This window comes from Psychrobacter coccoides (genome assembly GCF_017498085.1).
Classification (GTDB): Bacteria; Pseudomonadota; Gammaproteobacteria; order Pseudomonadales; family Moraxellaceae; genus Psychrobacter; species Psychrobacter coccoides.
The window spans coordinates 1-25,195 of sequence record NZ_JAGBKM010000027.1 but is presented as its reverse complement, the minus strand read 5'-3'; the positions used below and the strand labels follow the sequence as shown (position 1 = coordinate 25,195).

The 25,195-nt window shown below is 45.2% G+C and carries 13 protein-coding genes, 1 tRNA gene and 1 pseudogene; 8 read left to right on the top strand and 7 right to left on the bottom strand.

Features of this window, described 5'->3' with window-relative positions; all coding sequences use genetic code 11:
- Positions 1–254: 254 nt before the first annotated feature.
- Both J3492_RS11945 and cysS read right to left on the bottom strand, forming a co-directional pair.
- Positions 255–2,273 carry a mechanosensitive ion channel family protein gene (locus tag J3492_RS11945; RefSeq protein WP_243453245.1) on the bottom strand — a complete coding sequence of 673 codons (2,019 nt, stop codon included), beginning with the start codon at positions 2,271–2,273 and terminating at the stop codon, positions 255–257.
- A gap of 99 nt (positions 2,274–2,372) precedes the next feature.
- The gene (cysS, locus tag J3492_RS11940; protein ID WP_424108403.1) at positions 2,373–3,809 is read right to left on the bottom strand and encodes a cysteine--tRNA ligase; all 1,437 of its coding nucleotides are present in this window, start codon (positions 3,807–3,809) and stop codon (positions 2,373–2,375) included.
- A 159-nt stretch (positions 3,810–3,968) separates the two neighbouring features.
- Here cysS and J3492_RS11935 point away from each other — a divergent pair, with 159 nt between their 5' ends.
- A complete protein-coding gene (locus J3492_RS11935; RefSeq protein WP_207992276.1) occupies positions 3,969–4,565 on the top strand; it encodes a cob(I)yrinic acid a,c-diamide adenosyltransferase in 597 nt (198 codons plus the stop codon).
- A 170-nt stretch (positions 4,566–4,735) separates the two neighbouring features.
- Here J3492_RS11935 and J3492_RS11930 read toward each other — a convergent pair whose 3' ends face one another.
- Positions 4,736–5,710, bottom strand: coding sequence for a hypothetical protein (locus J3492_RS11930; protein WP_207992275.1), 975 nt, complete (start codon positions 5,708–5,710; stop codon positions 4,736–4,738).
- 388 nt (positions 5,711–6,098) lie between these two features.
- Here J3492_RS11930 and J3492_RS11925 point away from each other — a divergent pair, with 388 nt between their 5' ends.
- The 7 genes from J3492_RS11925 to J3492_RS11895 all read left to right on the top strand — a co-directional run bounded on the left by J3492_RS11925 (position 6,099) and on the right by J3492_RS11895 (position 15,629).
- Positions 6,099–6,878, top strand: a complete 780-nt coding sequence (locus J3492_RS11925) for a glycerophosphodiester phosphodiesterase (RefSeq protein WP_207992274.1) — start codon at positions 6,099–6,101, stop codon at positions 6,876–6,878.
- Positions 6,879–7,645: 767 nt separating this feature from the next.
- Complete coding sequence (locus J3492_RS11920; RefSeq protein WP_424108402.1) at positions 7,646–8,815, top strand: acyl-CoA desaturase; 1,170 nt, start codon at positions 7,646–7,648, stop codon at positions 8,813–8,815.
- Positions 8,816–9,085: 270 nt separating this feature from the next.
- Positions 9,086–10,552, top strand: a complete 1,467-nt coding sequence (locus J3492_RS11915) for a protein adenylyltransferase SelO (RefSeq protein WP_207992272.1) — start codon at positions 9,086–9,088, stop codon at positions 10,550–10,552.
- Between the two features lie 343 nt (positions 10,553–10,895).
- Positions 10,896–13,211 (top strand): NADP-dependent malic enzyme, encoded by a 2,316-nt coding sequence (locus tag J3492_RS11910; protein WP_207992282.1) that lies wholly within the window; start codon positions 10,896–10,898, stop codon positions 13,209–13,211.
- A 227-nt stretch (positions 13,212–13,438) separates the two neighbouring features.
- Complete coding sequence (locus J3492_RS11905) at positions 13,439–14,626, top strand: tRNA nucleotidyltransferase/poly(A) polymerase-related protein (RefSeq protein ID WP_207992271.1); 1,188 nt, start codon at positions 13,439–13,441, stop codon at positions 14,624–14,626.
- A gap of 35 nt (positions 14,627–14,661) precedes the next feature.
- Positions 14,662–15,474, top strand: coding sequence for a pteridine reductase (locus J3492_RS11900; protein ID WP_207992270.1), 813 nt, complete (start codon positions 14,662–14,664; stop codon positions 15,472–15,474).
- Between the two features lie 78 nt (positions 15,475–15,552).
- Positions 15,553–15,629 (top strand) — tRNA-Ile (locus J3492_RS11895).
- A gap of 222 nt (positions 15,630–15,851) precedes the next feature.
- Here the strand turns inward: J3492_RS11895 and J3492_RS11890 are convergent.
- The 4 genes and pseudogenes from J3492_RS11890 to J3492_RS11875 all read right to left on the bottom strand — a co-directional run.
- Entirely contained in the window at positions 15,852–17,534 is a 1,683-nt protein-coding gene (locus J3492_RS11890; RefSeq protein WP_207992269.1) for an NAD-dependent malic enzyme, read from the bottom strand.
- Positions 17,535–17,716: 182 nt separating this feature from the next.
- Positions 17,717–23,623 carry a BapA/Bap/LapF family large adhesin gene (locus tag J3492_RS11885; RefSeq protein WP_207992268.1) on the bottom strand — a complete coding sequence of 1,969 codons (5,907 nt, stop codon included), beginning with the start codon at positions 23,621–23,623 and terminating at the stop codon, positions 17,717–17,719.
- A 1,004-nt stretch (positions 23,624–24,627) separates the two neighbouring features.
- Positions 24,628–24,996 (bottom strand): hypothetical protein, encoded by a 369-nt coding sequence (locus J3492_RS11880; protein WP_207992267.1) that lies wholly within the window; start codon positions 24,994–24,996, stop codon positions 24,628–24,630.
- A 97-nt stretch (positions 24,997–25,093) separates the two neighbouring features.
- A pseudogene (locus J3492_RS11875) lies at positions 25,094–25,195 on the bottom strand (RNA-guided endonuclease TnpB family protein); the annotation flags it as partial.

The window sequence follows — 25,195 nt, the reverse complement described above, 5'->3', positions numbered from 1 at the left end:
AAACGTAAATGTATTTTTCCAAAATATCCTTAATAAAATTAAGGGTTTAGGGTAAAGCCCCGTGTTCATTAGCTTTTAAAAACATAATTACTCAATCTTCATCGATAAAAATATTTTCTATATAGCATAACCGTTATTTGTAATACTAAGACGAGCCTGTTTTTCAGTAACAACTCCTCACTAATGTAAACTTATGTTGATAGATATCTAGTGATCAAAATACTTCCAAACCATCGATTTTTAGAAATAACACTTTAATTACTTTTTTCTTTGAGACTTACACCTTTATAGATAATACGCTCTGCCGGCAAATACTCCTTTTGTTCATGATAGAGATATTTCAGCATCTGCTCACGCACTTGACACTCTAAGTCAAAAGCACTCATAGGGCCATCAGACGCTAAACTACCACGTAACTTAATAGTATATTCATTAACAGACACCACCAAAATCTGAGGTTCGGTCTCACCATCCCACAATGGGTTTTCTTTCACCAGCTCAATATATTTTTGTCGAATGGCGTCGATATCAGCGCCATAGTCCACATGTAAATACACCACACAAGTCTGATGTACATCGGTATGCGACCAGTTTTCTATCACCTCACTAATCAAGTAGCGCATCGGTACGATCAAACGACGCTCATCCCACGTCTTTAATACCGCATAGGTATAGCGTAAATCCTCAATCGTCGTCCAATCCCCTTCTATAATCACTGTGTCACCAATACGTATAGGCTGAGTAACAGCGACTTGCACGCCAGCGATAATATTACCCAATATAGGCTGTGCGGCGATACCAAGAATCACACCAGCGATACCAGCCGAGGTCAATAATGTCTTGCCAAGGCCTTCCATGTTAGTAAACTCGCTGAGGCCTATCCAGATACTCCCCAAAATCATGACAAAGATAAAAACTCGGCGAAAGATAGACACATAAGTACGACGACGACGCTCTTTGTCAAAGTGCTCTTCGGCCAAATTTTCAATTTGTAGGTTTTGGTAGCGATTGGCAAAAAAGTTGATCGCTCGTATGCCCAGCCACATGGTACTAAACACCAAACCAATCCAGATGATTGGGCGAGTGGATGACGCCACAGCATCTAAATAAGGAAAACCGCCTGACACCAAGGTAAATACCAATAAAAAACTGATACTAAACGTCAAAGGAACGGTCAATTTATTGACTAGATCTGCGACACCATGCGTACTACCGACATAAGCGCCATACTTTTCTTCATCAATATAACGACTGACGATCTTCCACGTACCTTTACTCAGCAGCCAGCCCACACCCATAGTCAGCAAAAAAAACAGCCCTAATGCCAAAAACTCCCACAAAGCAATACCAAATAAGGTCAGCTTCATCCCTATAGGTAAGTAGCGTTCAAACTCTGCTGGATGGTACTGCTGATAAAGATTGTCAATATTACCAACCGTCTGTGCCGAAAACACCCACTGAGGTGCACTATCCTGCACCCGCACTCGCTCCAAAGAAATAGGGACACGGCGTTCACGATAATCGATATAGCCAAGCTGTATCGATCGCCTCGGAATACCCATCACACTACTGGCATTGCCTAAAGGCGGCTCAATCAGCCCATCAGGACGATCCGGCAGATCATCAAAAACATACAGCTCTCTTTTAGACAACAAAAAATCCAGACGTTTTGAGAGCTCAATGGCACGACTGCGCTGAACCTCGCTATCAATCAGATTCATATTCAGTGCATAAGCAGCCAAATCAAACTGCTGCTTCATCACCGCTGATTGAAAAAACTCTAACGTCGCCACTGGCGTCGATAGATTTGGCGGTTCAGAGAGAGCGGGCAAACCAGTATTAAGTTTGGTGAGTGGATAATAGCTTTGGTTATACTCCCCTGTTAGACCGGTTTCACCTTGTAAGTTACCGGCTTGTGCTACTACCTGATTGTCGCTTGGATCAAACATCTCATCAGCAAGCTCAGACACACTGATGCCTTCTTGCGTGATGGTATTGACTTTCTGTTCAACATATTCAGTTAGGTTTTCTGGTTTACTCTGCTCTACTTGTGTTCGCACTGGTTCATTAGCTTGCTTATCAGTACTTTGATCGTTAGCACTGACTGCAGCATGAGCTGGTATAAGCAAGAGACCACATACAATCACAAGGCCGCTTATGATTAACTGCAGCATACTGCGATGTTGATATGAACAGGTATTACTGCTATCAATACTTTCAAGCATTTTATCGCCTGTCACATGATGATTAAGAATATGATGAAATATTTGCATAAAATTAAAGTCTTCGCCATAGTATTGAGTTAAGCTAAAGTAATCTGCAAAAAAAAGCCAGCGAGATGCTGGCTTAATTAATGACCGTTTATATATGGTTTAGGCACGGCGCCATGTCGTTCCTGCACGGCTGTCTTCAAGCTCGATTCCTGCCTCTTTGAGCTGATCACGTATCTCATCTGCACGCGCAAAGTTTTTGCCGGCTTTGGCATCGCTGCGCTCGATGATGAGCGCATCGATATCTGCATCTGTCAGACCGCCCTCTTGCTCACCGCCTGTGACTGCTTGCAAAAACTGCTGCACTGGCTGCTGCAGTATATTAAGCACTTGCGCCAAGGCTTTGAGCTGCTGCGCCAATTGCCATGCCGTGTCGACTTCTTCGGCTTTAACCGCTTTATTGATGTCACGTGCTAGCCCAAACAACACACTAATCGCTGTTGAGCTATTAAAATCATCATTCATCGCTTTGATAAAATCTTGCCCTGCAATGCTGCTGTAAGCTTTATTTATCAGCTCATTATTAACTGTCAACACTTGGCCTTTTTGCTGTTCAGCGAGTTTTAAAGCATTATACAGTCTGCTTAGGCTATTATGCGACTCATCTAAGGCACTATCAGAGAAGTTTACCTGGCTACGATAATGGCTTGATAATAAGAAAAAACGCACCGTTTCTGGCAGATATTTCGCTGTCACATCACGAATGGTAAAAAAGTTGCCAAGTGACTTAGACATCTTTTCGCCATCGACATTGATAAAGCCAACATGCATCCAATTGCGGGCATACTCGCAGCCAGTCGCTGCTTCAGATTGAGCAATCTCGTTTTCGTGATGTGGAAACTGCAAATCGTGTCCGCCACCATGAATATCAAAAGTATTGCCTAGGCACTTGGTCGACATCGCTGAGCATTCAATATGCCAGCCTGGACGTCCTTGCCCCCACGGTGACGCCCACTGCGGCTCATTAGGCTTGGCGGCTTTCCATAATACAAAATCAAAGGGGCTGCGCTTATCCGTCTCTACATCGACACGCGAGCCTGCTTGCATCTCATCGAGATTACGCTTGGATAACTTGCCGTACTCAGGAAAGCTATCAACCGCATAGTACACATCGCCATTATCGCCAGCATAAGCGTAATCACTGGTGACCAAAGTCTCGATCATTTGCTGCATCTCATCAATATGATCAGTAGCACGTGGTTCGGCATCTGGCCTCAAGCAGCCAAGCGCATCTGCGTCTTCGTGCATCGCTGCGATAAAGCGCTGAGTCAGCACACTAATATCTTCATTGTTCTCACTTGCACGTACGATAATCTTGTCATCAATATCAGTGATATTGCGGATATAATTGACGTCATAACCCAATTGCGTCAACCAGCGCACCACCATGTCAAAAGCAACCATGACCCGTGCATGACCGATATGACAGTAGTCATAAACCGTCATTCCGCACACATACATACCTACTTTTCCTGCTTTTAGCGGCTCAAATTGACGCTTACGGCCAGTGAGTGAATCATAAATAGCAAGCTGAGACATAGCGTCTGCAAGTGGTGTGGTCATGGTAAAATTGCCCTTTATAAAAAATATAAATAATAGTCATATAAAACGTAACTCATTATCTTAGCGAAAACGGTCTTAAAATACTACAATGAGCGCAAAACTAATACCTATCACCCAGCCACTAAGGATATAAACATGGGCAATCGCTTAAGCAAAATTTATACACGCACCGGTGACGATGGCAGCACAGGCATGGCAGACGGTAGTCGTGTCAGCAAAGCTGATGTGTTATTTAGTGTCATGGGCGACATTGACGAGCTAAACTCGCATATTGGCTTGGTACGTGCCCAATTGCGACAAAGCAAAGCATCCTCCATAGAAACCCACGTCTCTGATGCTTTAGTCATCATCCAACATCTGCTCTTTAATATCGGTGGTGAGCTTGCGATGCCAGAATATGAAGGCGTAAATACCACCCACATCGAATGGTTAGAGCAGCAAATCGATACGATGAATGCCTCTTTACCACCCCTCAAAGATTTTATTTTGCCGACAGGCTCAGTATTGGTCAGCCAGCTGCACATAGCAAGAAGTGTGTGCCGCCGCGCTGAGCGCCAAGCAGTACTCCTACAACAGCAGCGCCCAGAAGCCATCCGTAGTACGGCCATCAGCTTTATCAACCGTCTGTCTGATTGGCTGTTTGTCGCCGCACGATTTTGTACTGATCCAAGTCAAGTCTCAGAGGTGCTATGGGACAGCAAAGTCTTACAAAAATTTTCTGACGACACCTAGGGCGTGTCTTCAGTTCAAATGATGATATCTAAATGGGCTAAAAATGGCTAAATTTTGTCATACTGCGTCAAAAAACACACCCACAACATTTAAGCTGTGGGTGTGTTTCGGTGTGCTCATGACGATAAGTTTATTAGCAAGTAGAGGCGCAACTCAGTAAGTATTGTGGCTTAATAAGTTGCACTTTCATCTTCGATAATAACCATATCTATGCTGTCATCTTCAGGCGCAACTTTAGGCAACGCCGAGATGGTTGGTGCTTCAGCATTAGCACTGGGCGTTGACGCTGCTTGATTATTGGCAGGACTGTTGCTCTGACTTGTCGTAGGCGGCGTCGCAGGCTCTGCAGGACGTGCCGGCTCAGCGGGGGTCACAGCACTTGGTTGACGACTGGCCTGCTCTTCACGTGCTTCTTGAGCCGCTTCACGGCGACGGGCAGCCTCTTGCGCTCGGCGACGAGCTTCTGCAGCTTGGCGTTCTTCTTGCGCTTCTTCCATAACCGCTTGAAATGCTGAGCCTGCCATCACATCAGCTACGATAGCGATTAGCGCTGGTTGGCCTGCGATACGGGCTTGTACCTGTCCAGCTTGAGTACCTGCCACATAGGTAAAGGCATCATCGACTAGCATATTATTGTTGATACGGATATTGTCCTGCGCCGCACGGGTCTGCAAACTGGGTTTGTTATTTGCGGCATGCGCCTGACTGGCTTGATACAAGTCTTCGCTCGGTAATGTCATACTAACACTCGCCTGACAGGTGGTCATACCATTAGCATTGGCTTCTTGTAATACCGCTACGTTTTGAATATCAACCTTGATATTATTGACTTTATCACTCACCATACCACCGCTTAGACTGACTTCTGCTGTATTGGCATAGTTGGCTGCTAGGGTTTGTGCTTGTTGATTGAGCGTATTTTTCAGGGCTGTTTTCAGACGATCCTGTACCATAGAGTCATTACAGCCTACAGAGGTAGCGGCAGCATTTTCGTCAGTGACTGGCTGCTGCTCCACTGATTCTGCATCTTCAACCTCTACAGTCTCTTTTTCTGAGCGATCACAACCAGCAAGCACCAAACCACACACCATCCCAATGCCAGCAGCTTTTTGCCATTTGCTCAAACTTTTATTTGTTACGCTCATCTTCACCTCGCTCCTAATTTACTGAGTCATACCGCCATCAACGACCAGCCTTGATACCGCTATCAACGTGTTAAATACCGTTATGTTAATCGAACTGGTCCACAATTTACATGATTTACGTAAAAAGACAGATAATGACAGACCATATACTTCTAAGCATAAAATTACGCTATTATACGGTGTTTAAAAAGTTTGTTCAGCACTGTAGACCATCGGTATACAAATTAAGCATGTCGACTCACTCAAAACCTGCTTTTGGTTGCAAAATCATAACAAAGCTCTAAAGGATTAAACTAGTCTGTTTGCATCTGGTCAAAAACTAACCCTTATTTATACCACTCATCATCTTAAATGATGATAACCACACACCTATGATAATAATGCACCTATGATAAAACTTGGAAACACCCAGCTGCTTGGTCATCGCGGTGCCCGCAATGAGGCACTAGAAAACACCTTACATGGGTTTTATCACGCTCAGAGTCTATATCCACGAGGATTGGCAGGGGTTGAGCTTGATGTGCAGCTGACTGCCGATGAGCATTTGATAGTTTTTCATGATGACACGCTACAGCGATTGTGTCGTTTACAGTCACGTATAGACCAACTCAATCTGGCGGAGATAAGACGCCATTTACAATTTGGACACCCCATCATCACCTTAGACATGTTAGCCTCAGTACTGTCATCTGGCGATAGAGATTTGCCCGCACAAGCGCCGCCGCCATTATCCAAATTTACCCATATCGAGCTTGAGATAAAAACTCATGACAGAACCAACCACTCAAAGCTGATACAAGCGTTGATGCGCTATCTGATTGATACGCCACTTGCCAGCTTACCCATTGTTCTGACCACCTTTGATACCCAGCTGCTGGCTAGATTGCAACGTCATCAATATCTGACCCTTATCCCACGCGGCTTGCTTGTGCGCAACCCAGACTTACTGATATCTGCGCCCAATCGAGCCTTACAGCTTGGCTGTATTCAACTGGGCGTTTACTATCCTCTATTGACTGAAGCCATCATTTATCATGCGCATCGTTATGGTTTATCGGTAAGCGCATGGACTGTTAATGATATCAAAGCCATAAAACAGCTGGTAAAATGGCAGGTTGACTTTATTATTACCGATATTCCAACACAGGTTTTATCGCCTATTTTATAATCAGTTCAAATTTATAGTCAGTTCAAAAAACCTCCCAGTAGCGTTGTCACACTTGCAGATGAAATCTACCATACTTCAACCTCTAGCCCGACAATCCTTTATTTTTGGTTTAGGGCATATCGATGATGGTATTCTCTCTTGGCAATAAACCTGATACACAGCCATGATAGACTGAGTATATAGTGAACTTTAGATAAATGAGATAAAATCTGGCACACCATAATATTGGCACGGTCTAAGCTTGAAATTGGATTTATCGACTGAGTTTAGAGCATGCCCTAAACACTTGGTAGTTTTTTTAATTAATGGTAGAGCATACAAATATGACAATGACCCAACATCGTTTAGTAAAGAAACTCACTAACACTTACATTTTTATCTAATCCCTGAAAGCCAGTAGGGTATTCAGGTAATACAATCTCTATATTCATACAAGTTATTGTTATTTAGCAATATTTTTCTAGTGTATAACTGTTCACTTTCCACTCTATTTAGGTTAATATAGGGCCTGAAACTAATATCGTTAGGAATATTACATGATTGCAAAAAAAGCAATTGGCTTACCGCTTAAAGGCTTACGTTTCGCTATCAAATCTGGCGACACCATTTTACAAAATGCGACTGTGCAAGCGACGCGTTTTAAAACATGGTTTGATGACGCCAAAGCAAAAAGTGCGCTGAACGAGCAGCCCACTACCAAACGTAGCTATGCAAGCACAGCTAACCCAAGCGATGTCGCATTGAACGATGAGGCTGTGACTTTAAACGTGCGTGAGCTTGAATTTAAAAAAGCACCGATAAACTGGATACCTGCAGTGATCTTGGTATCGACGCCAATTGCTGCGGCAATCATCACGCCATGGTATCTTATGACTCACCAAGTCAGTACGCCAGTTTGGGGCGTCTTTGGTGCGTTTATGGTATGGACAGGACTGAGCATCACAGCAGGCTATCATCGCCTCTTGGCACACCGTGCCTATAAGGCGCACCCTGCCGTCAGAAACTTCTTATTGCTTGGTGCCACCTTAGCGGTACAAGGCTCGTCATTTGACTGGGTATCTGGACACCGTAGCCATCACCGTCACGTGGATGATCGTTTGGATGATCCTTATTCAGCCAAGCGTGGATTCTGGTTCAGCCATATCGGTTGGATGCTGCGTAACTATCCTAGTGGCAAGTTCGATTATAAAAACATTCCTGACTTAACTAGGGATAAAGTCTTACAGATTCAGCATAAATACTATGGCTTATGGGTGCTGGCGACCAATATTGGTCTGGTATCAGCCGTTGGTTGGTTGGTCGGTGATGTTTGGGGTACTTTAGTACTGGCAGGTTTACTGCGTTTGGTGTTGACCCATCACTTCACGTTCTTTATTAACTCACTGTGCCATATGATTGGTAACCGTCCTTATACCGACACCAATACCGCCCGTGACAATTTCCTTTTGGCTATCTTTACTTGGGGAGAGGGTTATCATAACTACCATCACTTCTTCCAATACGACTATCGTAATGGGGTCAAATGGTGGCAGTATGATCCAACCAAGTGGTTGATCGCTGGTTTATCAAAAGTTGGGTTGACATCAGAGCTACGTACCGTTGATGATGCGACTATCAAACATGCTGAAGTACAAATGCAGTTCAAAAAAGCGCACAAAACCATTGATAGTCTAAATACTGACCTACCTCAGGCAATGCAAAGTTTCCAAGAACGCATCAAGGTGGAGTACGACGCCTTTACGCAAACGATAGAAGAGTGGCAAGCGCTAAAAGCAAAAACCGTTGAGATGAAAAAGACTGAGTTTGCTGATCGCTTGCACGAAGTCGACGATAAGCTCAAACATGAATATGCCAAGATTGAAAAGAAAATACATGAGCATAATGACAACCTTAAGACGGCGTTTCGCTCGATTGGACATAGTAGTAGAGCGGCATAGTCGACATCACTCAAACCTAGCCTAGAAATGGGTTTGGCTGAATAATAAAAAACCATCGTAATGTTTCTCCTACCCTCTATCTGTCGCAGATGGAGGGTTTTTTTATTTTTAATAAAAAAAGTAAGCGCTCTGTTCATGCCTGAGCAAAATAATCTGACAGGACAAAGTCACCTTACAGGATAGAAACACAGCTGTCTGACGTCATATTCAAGCTATGCTATAGTAAGTCCATCTATTTTTATCGGCCACTCATTGAGGAGCTGCCTTTTTATGCGTTATCACAATACTTATGCTCGTTTAGACCCCCGCCTCTACCATCAACAGCAGCCGACACCACTAACGCATCCAAAGATGGGCCACTTCAATACATCCGTCGCCAAGCAAATCGGTTGGACAGAAGAGGAAGACTTAATGACACATTGGGTCGATATCCTCGGTGGTCATTATGTTCCTGAGCAGTTTGAGCCCTTAGCCATGGCATATGCCGGCCATCAATTTGGCCAGTGGGCAGGACAGTTGGGAGATGGACGTGGCCTACTGATGGCGCAAGTATTGGATGCAAACGACCAGCTACAGGATTTACACCTAAAAGGCAGCGGCTTAACACCCTACTCCAGAATGGGTGATGGACGAGCCGTACTGCGCAGCACCATCCGAGAGTATCTGTGTGGACATGCCCTCAATCAGCTTGATATCCCCTCCTCTGATGCTCTTGGGTTTGTGGTATCAGAGACACCAGTACGGCGTGAACGCATGGAGCCAGGAGCGACACTGATGCGAGTGGCGGACAGTCACATCAGACTGGGCCACATAGAGTGGATTGCAAGTTTCGCCCCGGATTTGCTCAGTGAATTTACCGACTATATGATCGACACTTACTATCCAACATGCCGTGAAAGTGACACGCCTGTTTTGGCTTTTTTGACGGCCGTGGTGACTCGCACTGCTCGTATGATTGCAGACTGGCAACTAATCGGCTTTGCCCATGGGGTCATGAATACTGACAACCTTTCAATCACTGGCAGCACCCTTGATTTTGGTCCTTTTGGCTTTATGGAGCGCTTCAACCCTGCTTGGATCAATAATCACTCTGACTATACCGGACGCTATGCGTATCAAAACCAGCCAGCGATTGGCCATTGGAATCTCAATACTTGGCTTCCGCACTTCATGCGCTTAGAGGGCGTGACCCGTGAGGCACTAGCCGAGTGCCTAGCCCCTTACGAAGCCACCTTTATGCAGTATTATCAACAAGGTCTGTGCCGTAAGCTCGGATTGCCACATCAAAGCGACAGTCTAGCTCTGGCTTTTGAGTGGCTGACACTGCTAGAGGACAACTTGCTGGATTATACCAATGGTTTCCGCGCTTTATTGGGACTGGTAGCACCAGATGAGTACCCTTATGAGCAACAGCTACTACTGACGCTCAAAAGTGAGCTACAAAGTACGGCCCTCGCAGACTTTGACGCTTGGGCCAAGCGCTACTTGGCAACAATACACGCTCTGCCGCCTGAGCAAGTCATCAACAGTCTAAAAAACAACAACCCAGTCTATGTGCTGCGTAACAGTATGGCGCAGCGTGCCATCACTGCCGCTGAGCAAGGGCAGTTTGAAGAAGTGGCTCGGCTGTATGAGTTGTTGGCTACTCCCTATACTGTCCAGGATATCGCCACTGAGCTTGATAGCACACCACCTGCTCCTGATGCACCGCAAATGCCGATAAGCTGCTCGTCTTAATATGGCTGAACATCAGCTACTATTAACTGGCTAAATGTTCATTATCAATTTATTGTATATTTTGCGTATTTGTCGCCCGTTGGCTAGGCAGCGAATTACCAAAAGTGCTAGAATAGCCATTTCTGCTCGCTTGCTGTTTTAGGATGTCAACTAAGCGCAGATGATCGCCACTTTAATTATGCCTTATCTTTTAATACACCACTGATAGGTCTTGGTCGGTTAACACTGGTTCACGACTGGCTCGATGATTATTAGGTAGGTTGCACTTTATGTCAGGCGTGAAATCATTTATTTGTCAACTTTTACTTTATTTCAACTTATTCCAACCATGGCTATTACTATGATGAATGACGACACCACTTTGAATACGGATAATTCTAATATGGAACAAGAGCAGTTTGAACAAGCGGCCTTGCATTATCATGAGTTTCCTAGACCTGGTAAAATCTCGGTCACCCCTATCAAACAGTTAGCTAACCAACGTGATTTGGCACTGGCTTATTCACCAGGCGTTGCCATTCCTTGTCTAGAAATCGAAAAAGACCCCAAGTTGGCGGCCAAATATACAGCACGTAGTAATCTAGTCGGTGTCATCACTAATGGTACAGCGGTACTGGGCTTGGGTGATATTGGGCCATTGGCTTCAAAGCCTGTCATGGAAGGTAAAGGTGTCTTATTCAAAAAGTTCGCTGGTGTTGACGTCTTTGATATTGAAGTGGCACAAAATGATCCTGACAAATTTATCGAAGCGGTTGCTGCTCTTGAACCCACCTTTGGTGGTATTAACTTAGAGGACATCAAAGCGCCTGAGTGTTTCAAAATCGAACGAGAACTGCGTGAGCGTATGAACATTCCGGTGTTCCATGATGACCAACATGGTACGTCGATCATTGTCGCTGCGGCCATGCTAAATGCCTTATTGATCACAGGCAAAACAATTGAAGACATTAAAGTTGTCTGCTCAGGCGCTGGTGCTGCTGCCATTTCATGCTTAGACCTCATCTGCGCTTTAGGTGTCGACCCTCAAAACATCTTGGTGTCTGACTCACGTGGCATCATCAGTACCAGCCGTGAAAACCTCGACGAAACCAAGCAGCGCTATGCTCGCGATACGGACGCCACTACTATCGAAGAAGTGATGGACGATGTGGACATGTTCTTGGGTCTGTCTATGCCAGGTATCTTGGGCACTGATATGGTTCGCCGTATGGCAAAAGACCCGATTATCTTCGCTCTTGCCAACCCAACGCCTGAAATCATGCCAGAATTGGCGCACTCTGTACGTCCAGATGTCATCATGGCAACGGGGCGCTCAGACTACCCAAACCAAGTCAACAACGCTCTATGCTTCCCTTATATCTTCCGTGGTGCATTAGATGTCGGCGCTACGACTGTCAACGAAGAGATGAAAATCGCTTGTGTACGTGCAATCGCAGCCATGGCACATGTCGAAGCGACGCCGACCACCAATGTCAAAAACATTGATACCATGAAAAGCTTTGGTCGAGATTACTTGATTCCTGGACCACTAGAGCCAAACTTGATCATCGAGATTGCTCCTGCAGTCGCAAAAGCCGCGATGGACTCTGGCGTGGCGACTTTGCCAATTGAAGACTTTAACGCATATCGTCAGCGCTTGTCTGAGTTTGTCTATAACTCAGCGTTTGTCATGAAGCCGATCTTTGCTCGCGCCAAAGAAGACCCTAAGCGTATCGTATACTGCGAAGGCGAAGACAGAAACGTCCTCTTGGCGGTACAAGTGGTCGTCGATGAGCACTTGGCACAGCCGATCCTTGTTGGTCGTCCTTCAGTCATCGAAAACAACATCAAAAAACTGGGATTACGCTTAGAAGATGGCGTCAATATCACGATCGTCAATCAAGATGACGACCCACGCTACAAAGAGTACTGGCAAGGTTATTACGAAAAGAACAAGCGTAATGGCGTGAGTATCGAGCTGGCTCGCCGTGACGTTCGTCGTAAGACCACCCTAATTGGTTCTCTATTGGTCGAGAATGGGGCGGCTGATGGTATGATCTGTGGTACCTTTAGCCACTATCACCTGCACTTAAAGTACGTGCAAAACGTCATTGGCAAAAAAGCGGATGTTGGTGATTTTTATGCGATGAACGCTGTGCTCATGCAAGACCGTAACATCTTTATCGCTGATACTTATGTGCATGAAGATCCTACTGCTGAACAGTTGGCAGAAATGACTGTCTTGGCCGCTGAACAGCTCCGTCGTTTTAGCATCACCCCTCGTGTGGCGTTAGTGTCGCATTCAAACTTTGGCACCTCAGACCGTGCCAGCGCTGTCAAAATGCGTAAAGTCTATCAGCTGTTAAAAGAGATGGATGTGGACTTTGAGTTTGATGGTGAGATGCAAGGTGATGCTGCGCTTAGCGAGCAGATTCGATTTGAGGATTTCCCATCAAGTGAATTTAGAGGCTCAGCAAACTTGCTCATCTTACCGACCATTGATGCAGCCAACATTGCCTTTAATCTACTTAAAACTGCCACAAGCAGTGCGTCTATCGGTCCTATCTTGTTAGGTGTTAATAAGCCTGTACATATCTTGACCCCATCGGTGACCGCTCGCCGTGTGGTAAACATGACCGCTCTTGCCGTCACTGAAGCACAAGACTTAGAAAATAAATAACACAGAATCGCAATAAAAAGTATGTAGAGCCAGTCAATACCATTAAAAAGGTATTGACTGGCTTTTTAGCTTTATCTGAGCTGTATTTAGAGTTTGATATAGACAAGGCTTTTTAAACGTAATATCTTTTGAAGCAGGCATGTTGAACATTCGACGATAATACTGACAAAGATTAGTTATGAATGCACAACACGCCCTAAACCAAATCAGTCGCTTAAGGACCAAACATGCAAGTCTATCTCGTTGGTGGTGCTGTCCGTGATCAACTATTAGGTCGCCCTGTTACAGATAAGGATTTTGTCGTCGTCGGTGCGACCATAGAGCAGATGCTGACAGCAGGGTTTCAACAAGTTGGAGCAGACTTTCCGGTGTTTTTACACCCAAAGACTCAAGAGGAGTATGCGCTGGCACGTACTGAGCGCAAACAAGGTCATGGTTATCAGGGATTTAGCGTTTACGCCAATCCTGACGTCACCCTCAAAGAGGACTTACAGCGCCGTGACCTTACTATCAATGCCATGGCAATAGAGGTCACCAGCTTGACAGATGACACTCCGCTGACCAATGAGATCATCGATTATTATGGTGGCCTTAATGACATCAAAGACAAGACACTTCGGCATATCTCATGTGCCTTTAGCGAAGACCCGTTGCGAGTGCTGCGTGTGGCTCGGTTTTATGGCCGTTACTATGATTTAGGCTTTACCATCGCTGAGGACACGTTGGTATTGATGCAGCAACTGGTCAGCTCAGGTGAGCTTGCGCACTTAAGTGCGGAGCGTATCTGGCAAGAGTCCAGCCGGGCAACGATGCAAAGCTCGCCCCATGTTTATTGGCAGCAACTGTTTGACATTGGCGCACTTACAGAGGGGTTTTCGCCATTACATGACGCTTGGATGGATACTGCAGTACGTGAGACGGTGCAGACCGCCCTGTATTTCGCTGGCCAAATGCAGCTCAATTTATCACAGCGTTGGGCATTATTAATGACCAGTTTGAGCGCCAATTTATTTGCCTCAACTGCCCTAGACTCTAGCCTTGATGTCTCGCTACCAACAAAGCACATGAATCAAATCGGCAATAGCGTAAAAGTGCCTAAAGTACATACCCAATTTGCCAATTTATTTGTGCAACAGCTCCCCACTCTAAGCAAGATAGATGCGCTCAGTGCTGCTGAAAAAATCGACCTCATACAAACCTGCAGCGCTCATAAAACACCTGAAAAACTCTCTCAGCTTTTGGTATGCAGTCACGTCTTTCAATTGGCGCTGCAGCATCGACAAATGATGCTGGCCTTACACAGCTACCATGAGATCGGTATGGATGACATCGCCTCCGGTCTTCGAGGCCCAGAGATTGGCGCAGCTTTGCGCCAAGCGAGAATCACACATTTAGAGACATTTTCTCCCTTTTAAACAAACACTTTATATATCACACAAACAGATCTACTATGAACCAAACCGTCATCCCTACTCACTCAGCAGATACCAACACCAGCGCACCTGTGATGCTGGTCACAGGCAGCGCCAAACGTATCGGGGCTGCGATTATCGAAGCGGCCCATACCCAGGGCTACCGTGTCATTATCCACTGTCATCAAAGCCAAGCACAGGCCAAAGTGCTAGCGGACAAGCTAAACACCATTCGCCCTACCAGTGCTGCTGTCGTCACTGCCGATCTGGCGGTCGTTAACGATGACGACTCATTAAACCAGTTCGTCCAAACTATCATGGCAACCTTTGGTCAGCTCGATGTACTGGTACACAATGCTTCACGATTTTACCCAACGCCTGTCGGTGGCATCAACAATGAGAATTGGGAGGAGCTGTTTTTGACCAATGCCAAAGGGCCTTTATTATTAAGCCAGTCTCTCTTACCCTATTTACAAGCACAACAAGGCAGTATCATTAGCCTGCTCGATATCCATGCTCATGACAAGCCATTTCAGGGCTATACCGCTTATAATATGGCAAAAGCCGCTCACCGTATGATGGTACAATCTCTGGCGCTAGAGATGGCGCCACAAGTACGTGTGAATGGTGTGGCCCCTGGCGTGAATGTTTTACCAGAGGCTAAGAGTGATCAAGCGCTTGATCGTACACTACAAAATAACATCGTCACTTCTATACCCATGCAGCGCATAGGAAAGCCTAAAGATATTGCTCATTGTGTGCTTTATCTGACACAAGCAAGCTATATCACTGGTGAAATCATCACTATAGATGGTGGCCGTAGCCTGACTTTGGCGGGTAATGACGATTAATAATAAATAATGTCAAAACTATGTGCTTTTAGACTTGAAAATTTAAAAAAATCAGGTATCATTGTGCGTCTAACGTTAGGGCCCATAGCTCAGTTGGTTAGAGCAGAGGACTCATAATCCTTTGGTCGTAGGTTCAAGTCCTACTGGGCCCACCACATTCAAACCCTTACAGGCATTTGCTTGTAAGGGTTTTTTATTGCTTAAATTTTAATAGAAAAACACCTGAGATTGGCTCACCTAAAGGCGGTCAACAAGCAAATAGTCTATCGAACCTATAAAATGCTGAGCCTTTAGATAATAACTATCCTATCAATACCATAAATCCCAATGCTACTTTTCACTGTAGCATTGGGACTGGTTATCGTTTACAGATAAAGTTAAAAAGAAGTACGACGATAGTTACGATACTCAGGTAACCAAAAATTCGCTTTTAATCGGCGTTCTAGGTTCTCCGCCGTGACGGGCAATGCAAGCTTATCCTTAACCGCTTGAAGCGCTACGGCATAAGCGATTTCTTTACTAATTTCTTGAATAAACTGAATAGGCGGTAAGATGGCACCGGGTGCCTTTTCGTACTGCACTGAGATATCAGCAAGGGCTTGGCTCGCTGCCATGAGCATGTTATCACTGATACCCGTCGCTCGTGCTGCTAAGACTCCTAGACCAATACCTGGGAAGATATAGCTGTTATTACACTGAGAGACTTCAAAGGACTGGCCATTAAAAGTGGTGTTAGCAAACGGGCTGCCTGTTGCGATAGTGGCACGGCCACGGCTCCAGTTCATCACTTCTTGCGGTGTGGCTTCAACACGAGACGTAGGGTTTGAAAGCGGTAGTACAATTGGGCTTTCAGTATTAGCACATAAGGACTCAATCACCTCTTGAGTGAACAGACCTTTTTGGCCGCTAACACCAAATAATACCGTTATCTTTGCTTGTTTGACCACTTGTGCTAAACCCAGTTTTTGACTTTTGTCCCAATGTTCAATAGCGGACTGCTTTTGCACCAGCGGTTCTTGGAATTTTTGTAGCTCTGTCATGCCATCAGTGAGCAAACCATAACGATCAACCATAAATACTTGGCTGCGAGCCTGCTCTTCAGTCAATCCTTCGCGCTGCATTTGGCGAATGATATGCTCCGCAATACCGCAGCCCGCTGACCCTGCACCTAAAAACGCTATTCTTTGTTGACTTAGCTTTTCACCTTTATTTAGGCACGCTGCAATCAAAGTACCGACCGATACTGCAGCAGTCCCTTGAATATCATCATTGAAGCAGCATAATTGGTCACGATATCTATTCAATAACGGCGTGGCATTTTCCTGTGCAAAATCTTCAAATTGTAATAACACCTCTGGCCAACGACGCTTAACGGCTTGAATGAATAAATCGACAAACTCATTATACTCATCGCCAGAGATACGTGGATTTCTCCAGCCCATATACATAGGATCGTCAAGTAGCTGTTGGTTGTTGGTGCCGACATCCAATAAAATGGGCAGACAGTAAGCGGGGCTGATACCACCACAAGCGGTGTACAAAGCCAATTTACCAATGGGAATACCCATACCACCAATACCTTGGTCGCCTAGGCCCAAGATACGTTCGCCGTCAGTGACGACGATTACCTTGACGTTTTGTTTGGTGGCGTTCTGCAGCATATCATCGATTTTATGACGCTCAGGATATGAGACAAATAAACCACGTTTACGGCGATAAATTTGCGAGAATTTTTCACACGCTTGACCAACTGTTGGGGTATAAATGAGCGGCATCACCTCTTCTATATGATGCACAAGCAAATGATGAAACAAGGTTTCATTGGTGTCTTGGATATTACGCAGATAAATATGCTTATCCATCGCATTGGTAAATGAGCGCATTTGGTGATAAGCTCGCAGAGACTGCTCTTCAATCGTCTCAATGTTGTGAGGCAATAGTCCTGTCAAATTAAAGCTATCACGCTCTTCTGATGAAAAAGCACTCCCTTTATTTAATAAAGGAGTCTCTAATAGAGCGGGGCCAGCAACGGGAATATATAAAGGACGCTTGTTTGGCATAATAAAATCTTCTTATTAAGGACATATAAGTAAAAACGATGCTAATGCTGCATTATACATAGCATCCGCTCATACTTCACACTAGATAACAAAAACATTTTGAGTGAGCATGGCTCTAAACCTAAAACGCTTCCGTTTTGGAAGCGTTTTAGATACAGCATACGATTTGATACCCATAACGATTAGATAATATTTTGCGTATCTGTGCCGATATCGTTTGGTAAGCTGGAATAATTGCTTAGCTGCCAAGCATCATATAGCGCTACTTGATTATCTGTTGAAGATTGCTGGCTACCCTGCAAACCATCTACTACTGAGCGCTCAGTATTGGTGCTCATACTTTGTACCTCTATGGTTTCGTTTTCGAAGATATCTGACAAACCGATAGAAGTCTCTGAAGCCATTATCATGGCTTTAGAGTACTCACCAGCGTCGATAGATCGCGTGCTAGATAAGCCATCAAGCGCATCGAGACTAAATTCAGCGATACCAACAGTCCCTACTTCCCACTCTATACTACCCAACAACTCATCTAAGTCGGTCGCTGTCACTTCTAACAGCCCCTCAAACTCAGCGTTGCCGTTGCGGTCGACCATGAGAATGCCGTTTTCATAGGTCAGGTAGTCACCGATATTTGCTGCCGTTTGGTTGCCATCGAGCAGTCCTGTCACATCGATCGTATCGCCTTGAGCAGCGCTAAAGTCACTCCAAGTATCTAGACCGTTATTACCATTGCCGCCATTTTCTCCACCAAGATTCTCGAAGACTACTGTATCAGCGCCTTTACCCATTATGAAACTATCATTAGCGGCAGAGCTGATCGCAACATCATCATAAATAGAGGCTGTAATGTTTTTGCCAATATTTATCTCTAAGGTTGCGGTCTCTTTGACGCCTGTCACAGAAATAGTCTCATAAGTAAAGCGCTCAATTCCGAAGCTTTCACCATTTGGTAAATAGCTATAGCTACCATCTTTATCAACGGTCAAGGTGCCATACAAGCCTTGGATATCAATCGATTTTGCACCTTGATTCGGGTCACTGACAAACACAGACTTACTGTCGATTGTGACCGCTGATATGTTGTCTACTCCTTGGTCGTTATCGATACCTGCGAGCAAGGAGCCGGTGACCGCTGTGACCGCGTCAGCCGTGTAATCTGCTGAATGAATGACTGTGGTGTCAAAACCGATACTCTGCAAGTTACCTTTGTTGGTCGTGATCGTGAGCGTGTAACTGCCTGCAGGCAAATCAGGTAATGAGTCGCTCAGTGAGGCGCGAGCCTTTGTGCCTGTCGCTGAGCCAGTAAAGCTTTGGCCTGTGGTGGTATTTAACAGCGTATAGCTGATGGTGACCTCATCACCAAAAGCGATATTCGCAGATCTGGCAGTCGCTTCTATGATAACCGGAGCGGCGGCATCATGTTCAGCGATCTCAAACTCTTTAGTGTAAGACTTGCCATAATTACCTACTTTATCTGGCTCATTAAAGTTGATATTGGTGACGGTATTTTGCGTTTGTACTCCCACTTCATTAAAGTCATCAACCGCAGTATGCGTGCTAATCTTGATGTTTAGCGTTTCAACAGCAGCCTTACCGTTTGCGTCCTTAGTCACCAATCTGAATGAGTCGACCTCACCATAGGGCGGCTGCCAATTAGGATCACTAGCGTTATTGTTTACGCTATAGGTATACTCGCCATTGGCATCGATGACTAGCTGCCCGTACTTGCCCTGATAAGTCATCGGGCCGTTTGAGGTGACCGCCTCTTCGCCTACTTTGAGTATCACAGTACCCGCATCAGGAGTGGCATCTCCTGTTATCTCCCCCATAAACTCAGAGGGCTGGTCATAATCATAGATGATATCACGATCCACATACAGGCCATTGCCGCTGAGCACTCCCACACCGCCTGCGGTTAATAGCACAGCCTTATAATCACCTTCACCAAACTGCAAAGTCAACGGGTCTGACCTACCACCAAGTAATGGGACATTAAACCAGTTTTTTTCAAAGTGTACTTGTACATACTGTCCAGTGTTTTCGTCTAGCTTATAAACTGCCATGCTGTACGTTTTTGCAATATCTATACCGCCGCCACTGCCATGCAACGTAAGCTCACGCATTTGATTGTCACCCACGGTAAACTCAAGTGGCGGCTTACCTCCTAGTAGCTCAAGATCTAGGACGGACGACGAGCCAAAGTTCAAATCCAAAACCCCAAAGCCGACAGCGTCTTTAATCTCAGAGTTCTCTGTGTCTAAGATGACCGTTGGCTCTGCATCGACCACAAGACTCTCATCAATCTTAACTTGTTTATCGGCAGGAAGGATGTTTAACTCAATGGTAAGATCTGCAGAGTCGGTATTACCATCAGGCGATGCAATGGTATAAGTAAAGCGCTCCTCACTGCCATAAGGCCCGCGGAAGTCTTCATTGACACTATACTCATAGCTGCCATCAGGCGCTATGGTCAAGGTGCCATATTGTCCTTGAATCGTTGTCTCGCCTGATTCAAGGGTTTGTGTGCCAGTAGATGAGGTGATGGAGGTCACCGTGGTACCACTTGGGAGCTCATCGTAACTAAAGCTCGCATCATCATCCGCTAAGAGGTCTCCTGTCACTGAGCCGCTAACCGCTGTTGCTTCGGAGTAGTCTAAAACAACATCTTTTTCAAATTGTAGCGTATAACCCGTCAATGCTGAGATGCCTTCATTACCAGACATGACAAACAGCCACTGGCCTTCATCCAAGCTAAAGTCAGCCGGTTCAGACACGCCGCCTAGCAGATAAGACACTACCCAGTTTTCTTTGACTGTCTGTAGCTCCCATTCACCGGTAGACTCATTGAGTTTGTATAAATTCAGATTCATGGTGCCAGCGACTTGTACACCGCCTGCATTACCTTTGACAGTCACTTCACGGACTTGATTCTCACCCACCTCGAGCACCACTGAGTTGTCAACGACATCAGCGACCACACCTGCGCCTAATACAGGACCTAAGCTTGCACCGACCACTGTAAAGCCGGTTTTATTTAAATCTGATGGGGTGTCGTTTACTATTTCTAATGGCGTAGCATCGAGCTGCAAGTCGACAAAATTATCAGCGGCGGCGATGATCTCATCTGTATTGACAGCATAGTCTTTGGTGGCAGTGACAATGCCTGTATTGCCTACTTGATCCGTTGCATTAATACTGACCTCAATAGTGTTGTCAGCATCTGCCACAAGTTCAGCACCGGGCACTTCGATACTAAATCTGCCAGCGAAATCTACAGCGCCTGCATACTCAATACCATTGACCGTTATCGTCAAGGCATCGCCCTCACTATAATCACCCGTCACGCTGCCCGTAACCGCGATATTGCCCTCAGCCTCGATAGCATTAATGACGTTGTCAGCGGTCACGTCGTCAACGACAATATCGGTCGTCGTATCATCGGGAGCAGCGGTATCAATGGTGATCGTGGCGCTAGCCGTATCAGAGCCAGAGGTCGCTGTTAGAGTCTCTACGCCCTCACCCATAGCAGCCACTTGCGCTGAACCAACAGCGATACTCCATCTGTTATTGGCACCCACAAGTGCAGTACCAATCAGATCGCCAGCTTGGTTGGTTAATGTGATGGTATCACCTGCCGTACCTGTACCTGTGACATCAAAACCAGTACCTGCTTCGTCAGCATTGACAAGGTTATCACCTGCGATTGGCGTGGTAATAGTCAGTGCTGTCGCTGGGACAATGGTAATATCAGCCGTCTCAGAGCTTACGTTGCCTGCTGGGTCTTTGGCGGTGATGGTTAAGGTTTCTAACCCTTGGTTCATATCAGCAACGTCTTGTTGAGTGACACTAATAGACCATTTACCATTAGCACCTACAACCGCCGTACCAATCAGATTGTCTGCTTGGTTGGTCAATGTAATGGTGTCACCAGCAGTACCTGTACCTGTTACGTTAAAGCCCTCCGCAGCTTCGTCAGCATTGACAACGTTATCACCTGCAATTGGGGTATCGACAGTAAGCTCAGCCACTGTATCTACCGTAAAGTCAAAGGGATCACTCGGCACACTGCTGTTACCTGCTTGGTCTGTGACGGTAGCGACGATACTATAGTCACCATCTTCAGTGATACCATTTAGGTCATTGGGTATCGTAATTTCTGATACGCCGTTGGCTACTTCAGGTGCCGTGACAATGTGAGTAATCTGTATTGGTGTACCACCCGCTGGGGTCACGGTTAGAGTAATGGTATCCCCTTCTAGGGTGCCCGTCGGCAACGTGATTTGGGTTTGAATACCGTCGGCAATCTCGTCAGCATTAACACCGTTCTCAGCTTCTGCTATGGCTATGACTGGAGCAACTTGGGTGGCGCCGTCTTGTTCACCTGGGGCGGTGGTGTCGACAGTGATGTTGACCACAGGTCCACTGCTACTTACGTTTCCTGCTGCATCTTTTAGGTTATAACTTAGATCATGTGCGCCCTCTGTTAAGGCGGTGTTTGGTGTCAATGTGAGGCTGCCATCAGCATTGTCTACGATGGTTGCTTCGACCACTTCACCATCAATGCTCAACTGCGCCGTTTCATCAGCGTCTAATGTACCAGCAGGAATCGTAATACTTGGGGTGTTGTCATTAGTGACACCACCTGCTGGAATGATTTCTGGCGGCTCTAAAACATCGCCACTACCGTCATTAGCGACGTTATCAGTAATGATGAAGTCATTCGTTGGGGCGTCAGGAGCTATGGTATCCACTACACCCACATTCTTGTTTAAGGGTTGTGACTCATTACTCGCCGCATCTTTGATGGTGGCGGTGATGTCAAGTGACTCGCCCTCAGCAGGTGCAGGTACTTTGACGGTGACTTCTTTTGCGCTGATGTCATTAGGCGTTAAGGTCTGTTCTTGACCATTGACGATGACGGTGTCGCCTGCGATGGCATTGTCTGGTAGGCCAACAATGACGTCTACGTTGCCATCTGCATCAATCTCTTCCTCATTAAGGAAGTCATCATCGTCACCAACGGTGATGCTGGTTGGCGCACTTGGCGCCGTGGTGTCTGGTGCGATCGCATTGGTAGGATCAGAGGTATTACCCGCCCCATCGGTTAAGGTGGCTTCGATCTCTTCACCATCGACTTGCGGCGGCATGAGTTCGACTTCAAAGTCACCGTTTTCATCAACCACCCCTTCGCCGATCACCTCGCCATTTTGATCTGTGATTTCAACGCTAGTCCCAGCCTCACCTTTACCGGTGACGCTGCTGCCATCTGGACTAATAGTGACGTCCGTTGGCGCTTCAGGGGCAGTAGTGTCAGGCGCGGTAGCCGTACCTGAATCTGATTCGTTACCCGCTTTATCCGTCAAGGTAACGTCTAGCTCTTCACCATCAAGCTGCGGAGTGGTTAATTCAACGTCAAACGTGCCGTCTTCACCAACCACGCCTTCACCGACCACATTACCGGCTGGATCTGTAATTTCAACTGAAGCACCAGATTCACCGGTACCCGTCACTGTACTACCATCTTCGCTGACAACTAGGTCTTGAGGCGCTTCAGGGGCGACATTATCAATTGTTGGTTGATTATTATTGCTACTTCCACCACTTCCTAATGCCGCACCTAAGACACCCACTCCTGCCAAACCTGCCAACCAAGGTAATGCATTGAAGCCTTCTTCTGCCGCACTAATCCACCAAGGTGTCACTTGTGATTGACCACCTAAAGCTTGTCCTTGCTCACCGCCTACCTCAAGTTCAGTAACATAATCTGCTATCTCACCTGAATCAGGAATATAGTAGTAATAACTGCCATCTTCAGCCAAGCCTATAAGCGCACTATCTGCCTTGTCATAGAACCCTTCAATAATAAGATCCGCTCCCTCACTGCCTTCTTCAAATGATATATGCAGATCTTTGTCTACTCGCTTAGTAACAATATGCTTTGGAGCATGGCCAGTTGCTTCATCAAGGAGCTCATAATTGACTTTATTTGTGGCTTGAATGACGGTCGCTTTATCATCTTGAACAATGAGGTTATGTTCAGCGATAGTCTTTACTTGGTCATTTACTTTAATGGTGATAGCGTTCATAACAGCATCCTTGAGCAACTTTTTATATAAGACAGATTAAATATATAGTAGGTTCAATTTAAAAAAATTATAGCGCTACTGGTATAAATTTTCCTTGCGTGCTGTATACACAGAGGCTGCGCAAAATCCATCCCAGTAGCGCTTTGAAACTTATGACAGTTTTGTTTTCAACTGACTATATGAAGGCGATAAAATCAATTAACTTAATCAGCGATGGCAATTTAGCGGTTTTTTAGATTATTCCCCCGTGTGATTGACATCTACTTTTATGATCTTAAGTATATTTATTTGTAATATCCGTGTAACCAGAATCAAAAAGCTTATTAGAACGCATAGGTTTTTTATACTCATTTTAAATGAGTTCTGATTATCCAATCATCTACGACCTAATATTAATCGATATTTGTTTGTTAAATAATATTTCCTATAACTTGCTAATCAATCAATTTGGCAACCAAGAGTCGGTAGCGCAGACACCATAAATATCTTTATATCCCTACTTTTTATGTGGAATTGCAGTGTATTAAATGTTTTATGACCTTTAATCGGCCTTTTATTACCGCTTATACCCTAGTGACCCATTATAAATTTATAGAATAATAATGCAAGAGATGCGGGTAAAAACTTAACAATCGTATAGTCATTATATAAATATGACTTTAATCTCAAAACTCAGATTGTCATGCATAAAAATACCCCATAAGCTATATTTAACTTATGGGGTGTTTTTATGCTGCGCTGTGGCAAGCACTTTGCTTATAGTATTTTATAATATTCTTTAGTTTAGAATATAACTTATATGACCTATTATAAAAGCAGTAGAGAGGCTTAAAATAAGAAACGCATCTATCACTGTAAAGTCGTTTGCTAATAAAAAATCATAAAATATTGTTTTTATTAACGATAGCCAGTGCTAAATAAAACCTTTAAATAGTTAATAGTTATAGTCAGTCCAATATGAAAAAAGACAGTATTCAGCAGCACTACGTCGTTTTTCAAATCAATCAATTATGACGATGACGACCTTTGCCGCCCCGCTCATCTTGTGATTCACGCTCCGTCCTCATCTGCTGTAATTGCTGACGCTGCTGAGGCGTAAGCACTGCTAAAACCTCTTTTTTTGCTTGCTCACGACCTTGTTGACCCTTATTGCGATGTTTTTGTCTGATATCTTTGATCTGCTCTCGTTGCGCAGCGGTTAGGTTGATCTGTGACAATGGCCCCTGCATGCCCTTTTTATGCATACCATCTTTATGGTGAGGCTGCATGGATGTACTTGCTGATGTATCTGTCGTCGCACCGACACTCGTACAGGCAGTAACAGCAAAGACGCTAGTAGCTGCTAATAGTGTACCCATTACTACATTTTTCATCGTGATTTCCTTAGAGTCGTTTTAAGTTTATAAGAGGTTGTGCTTAAATGGCACGATTACCCGTCATTAAACATACTGTGTTGACTTCCTCCCCTCGCTAAAGTGAGGGGATTCCTACCGCTAGACGGTCAAGCCCGACCGCAAGGATGTTCTTAGCGGCATTGATATCTCTATCATGCCATGTGCCACACTCAGCACA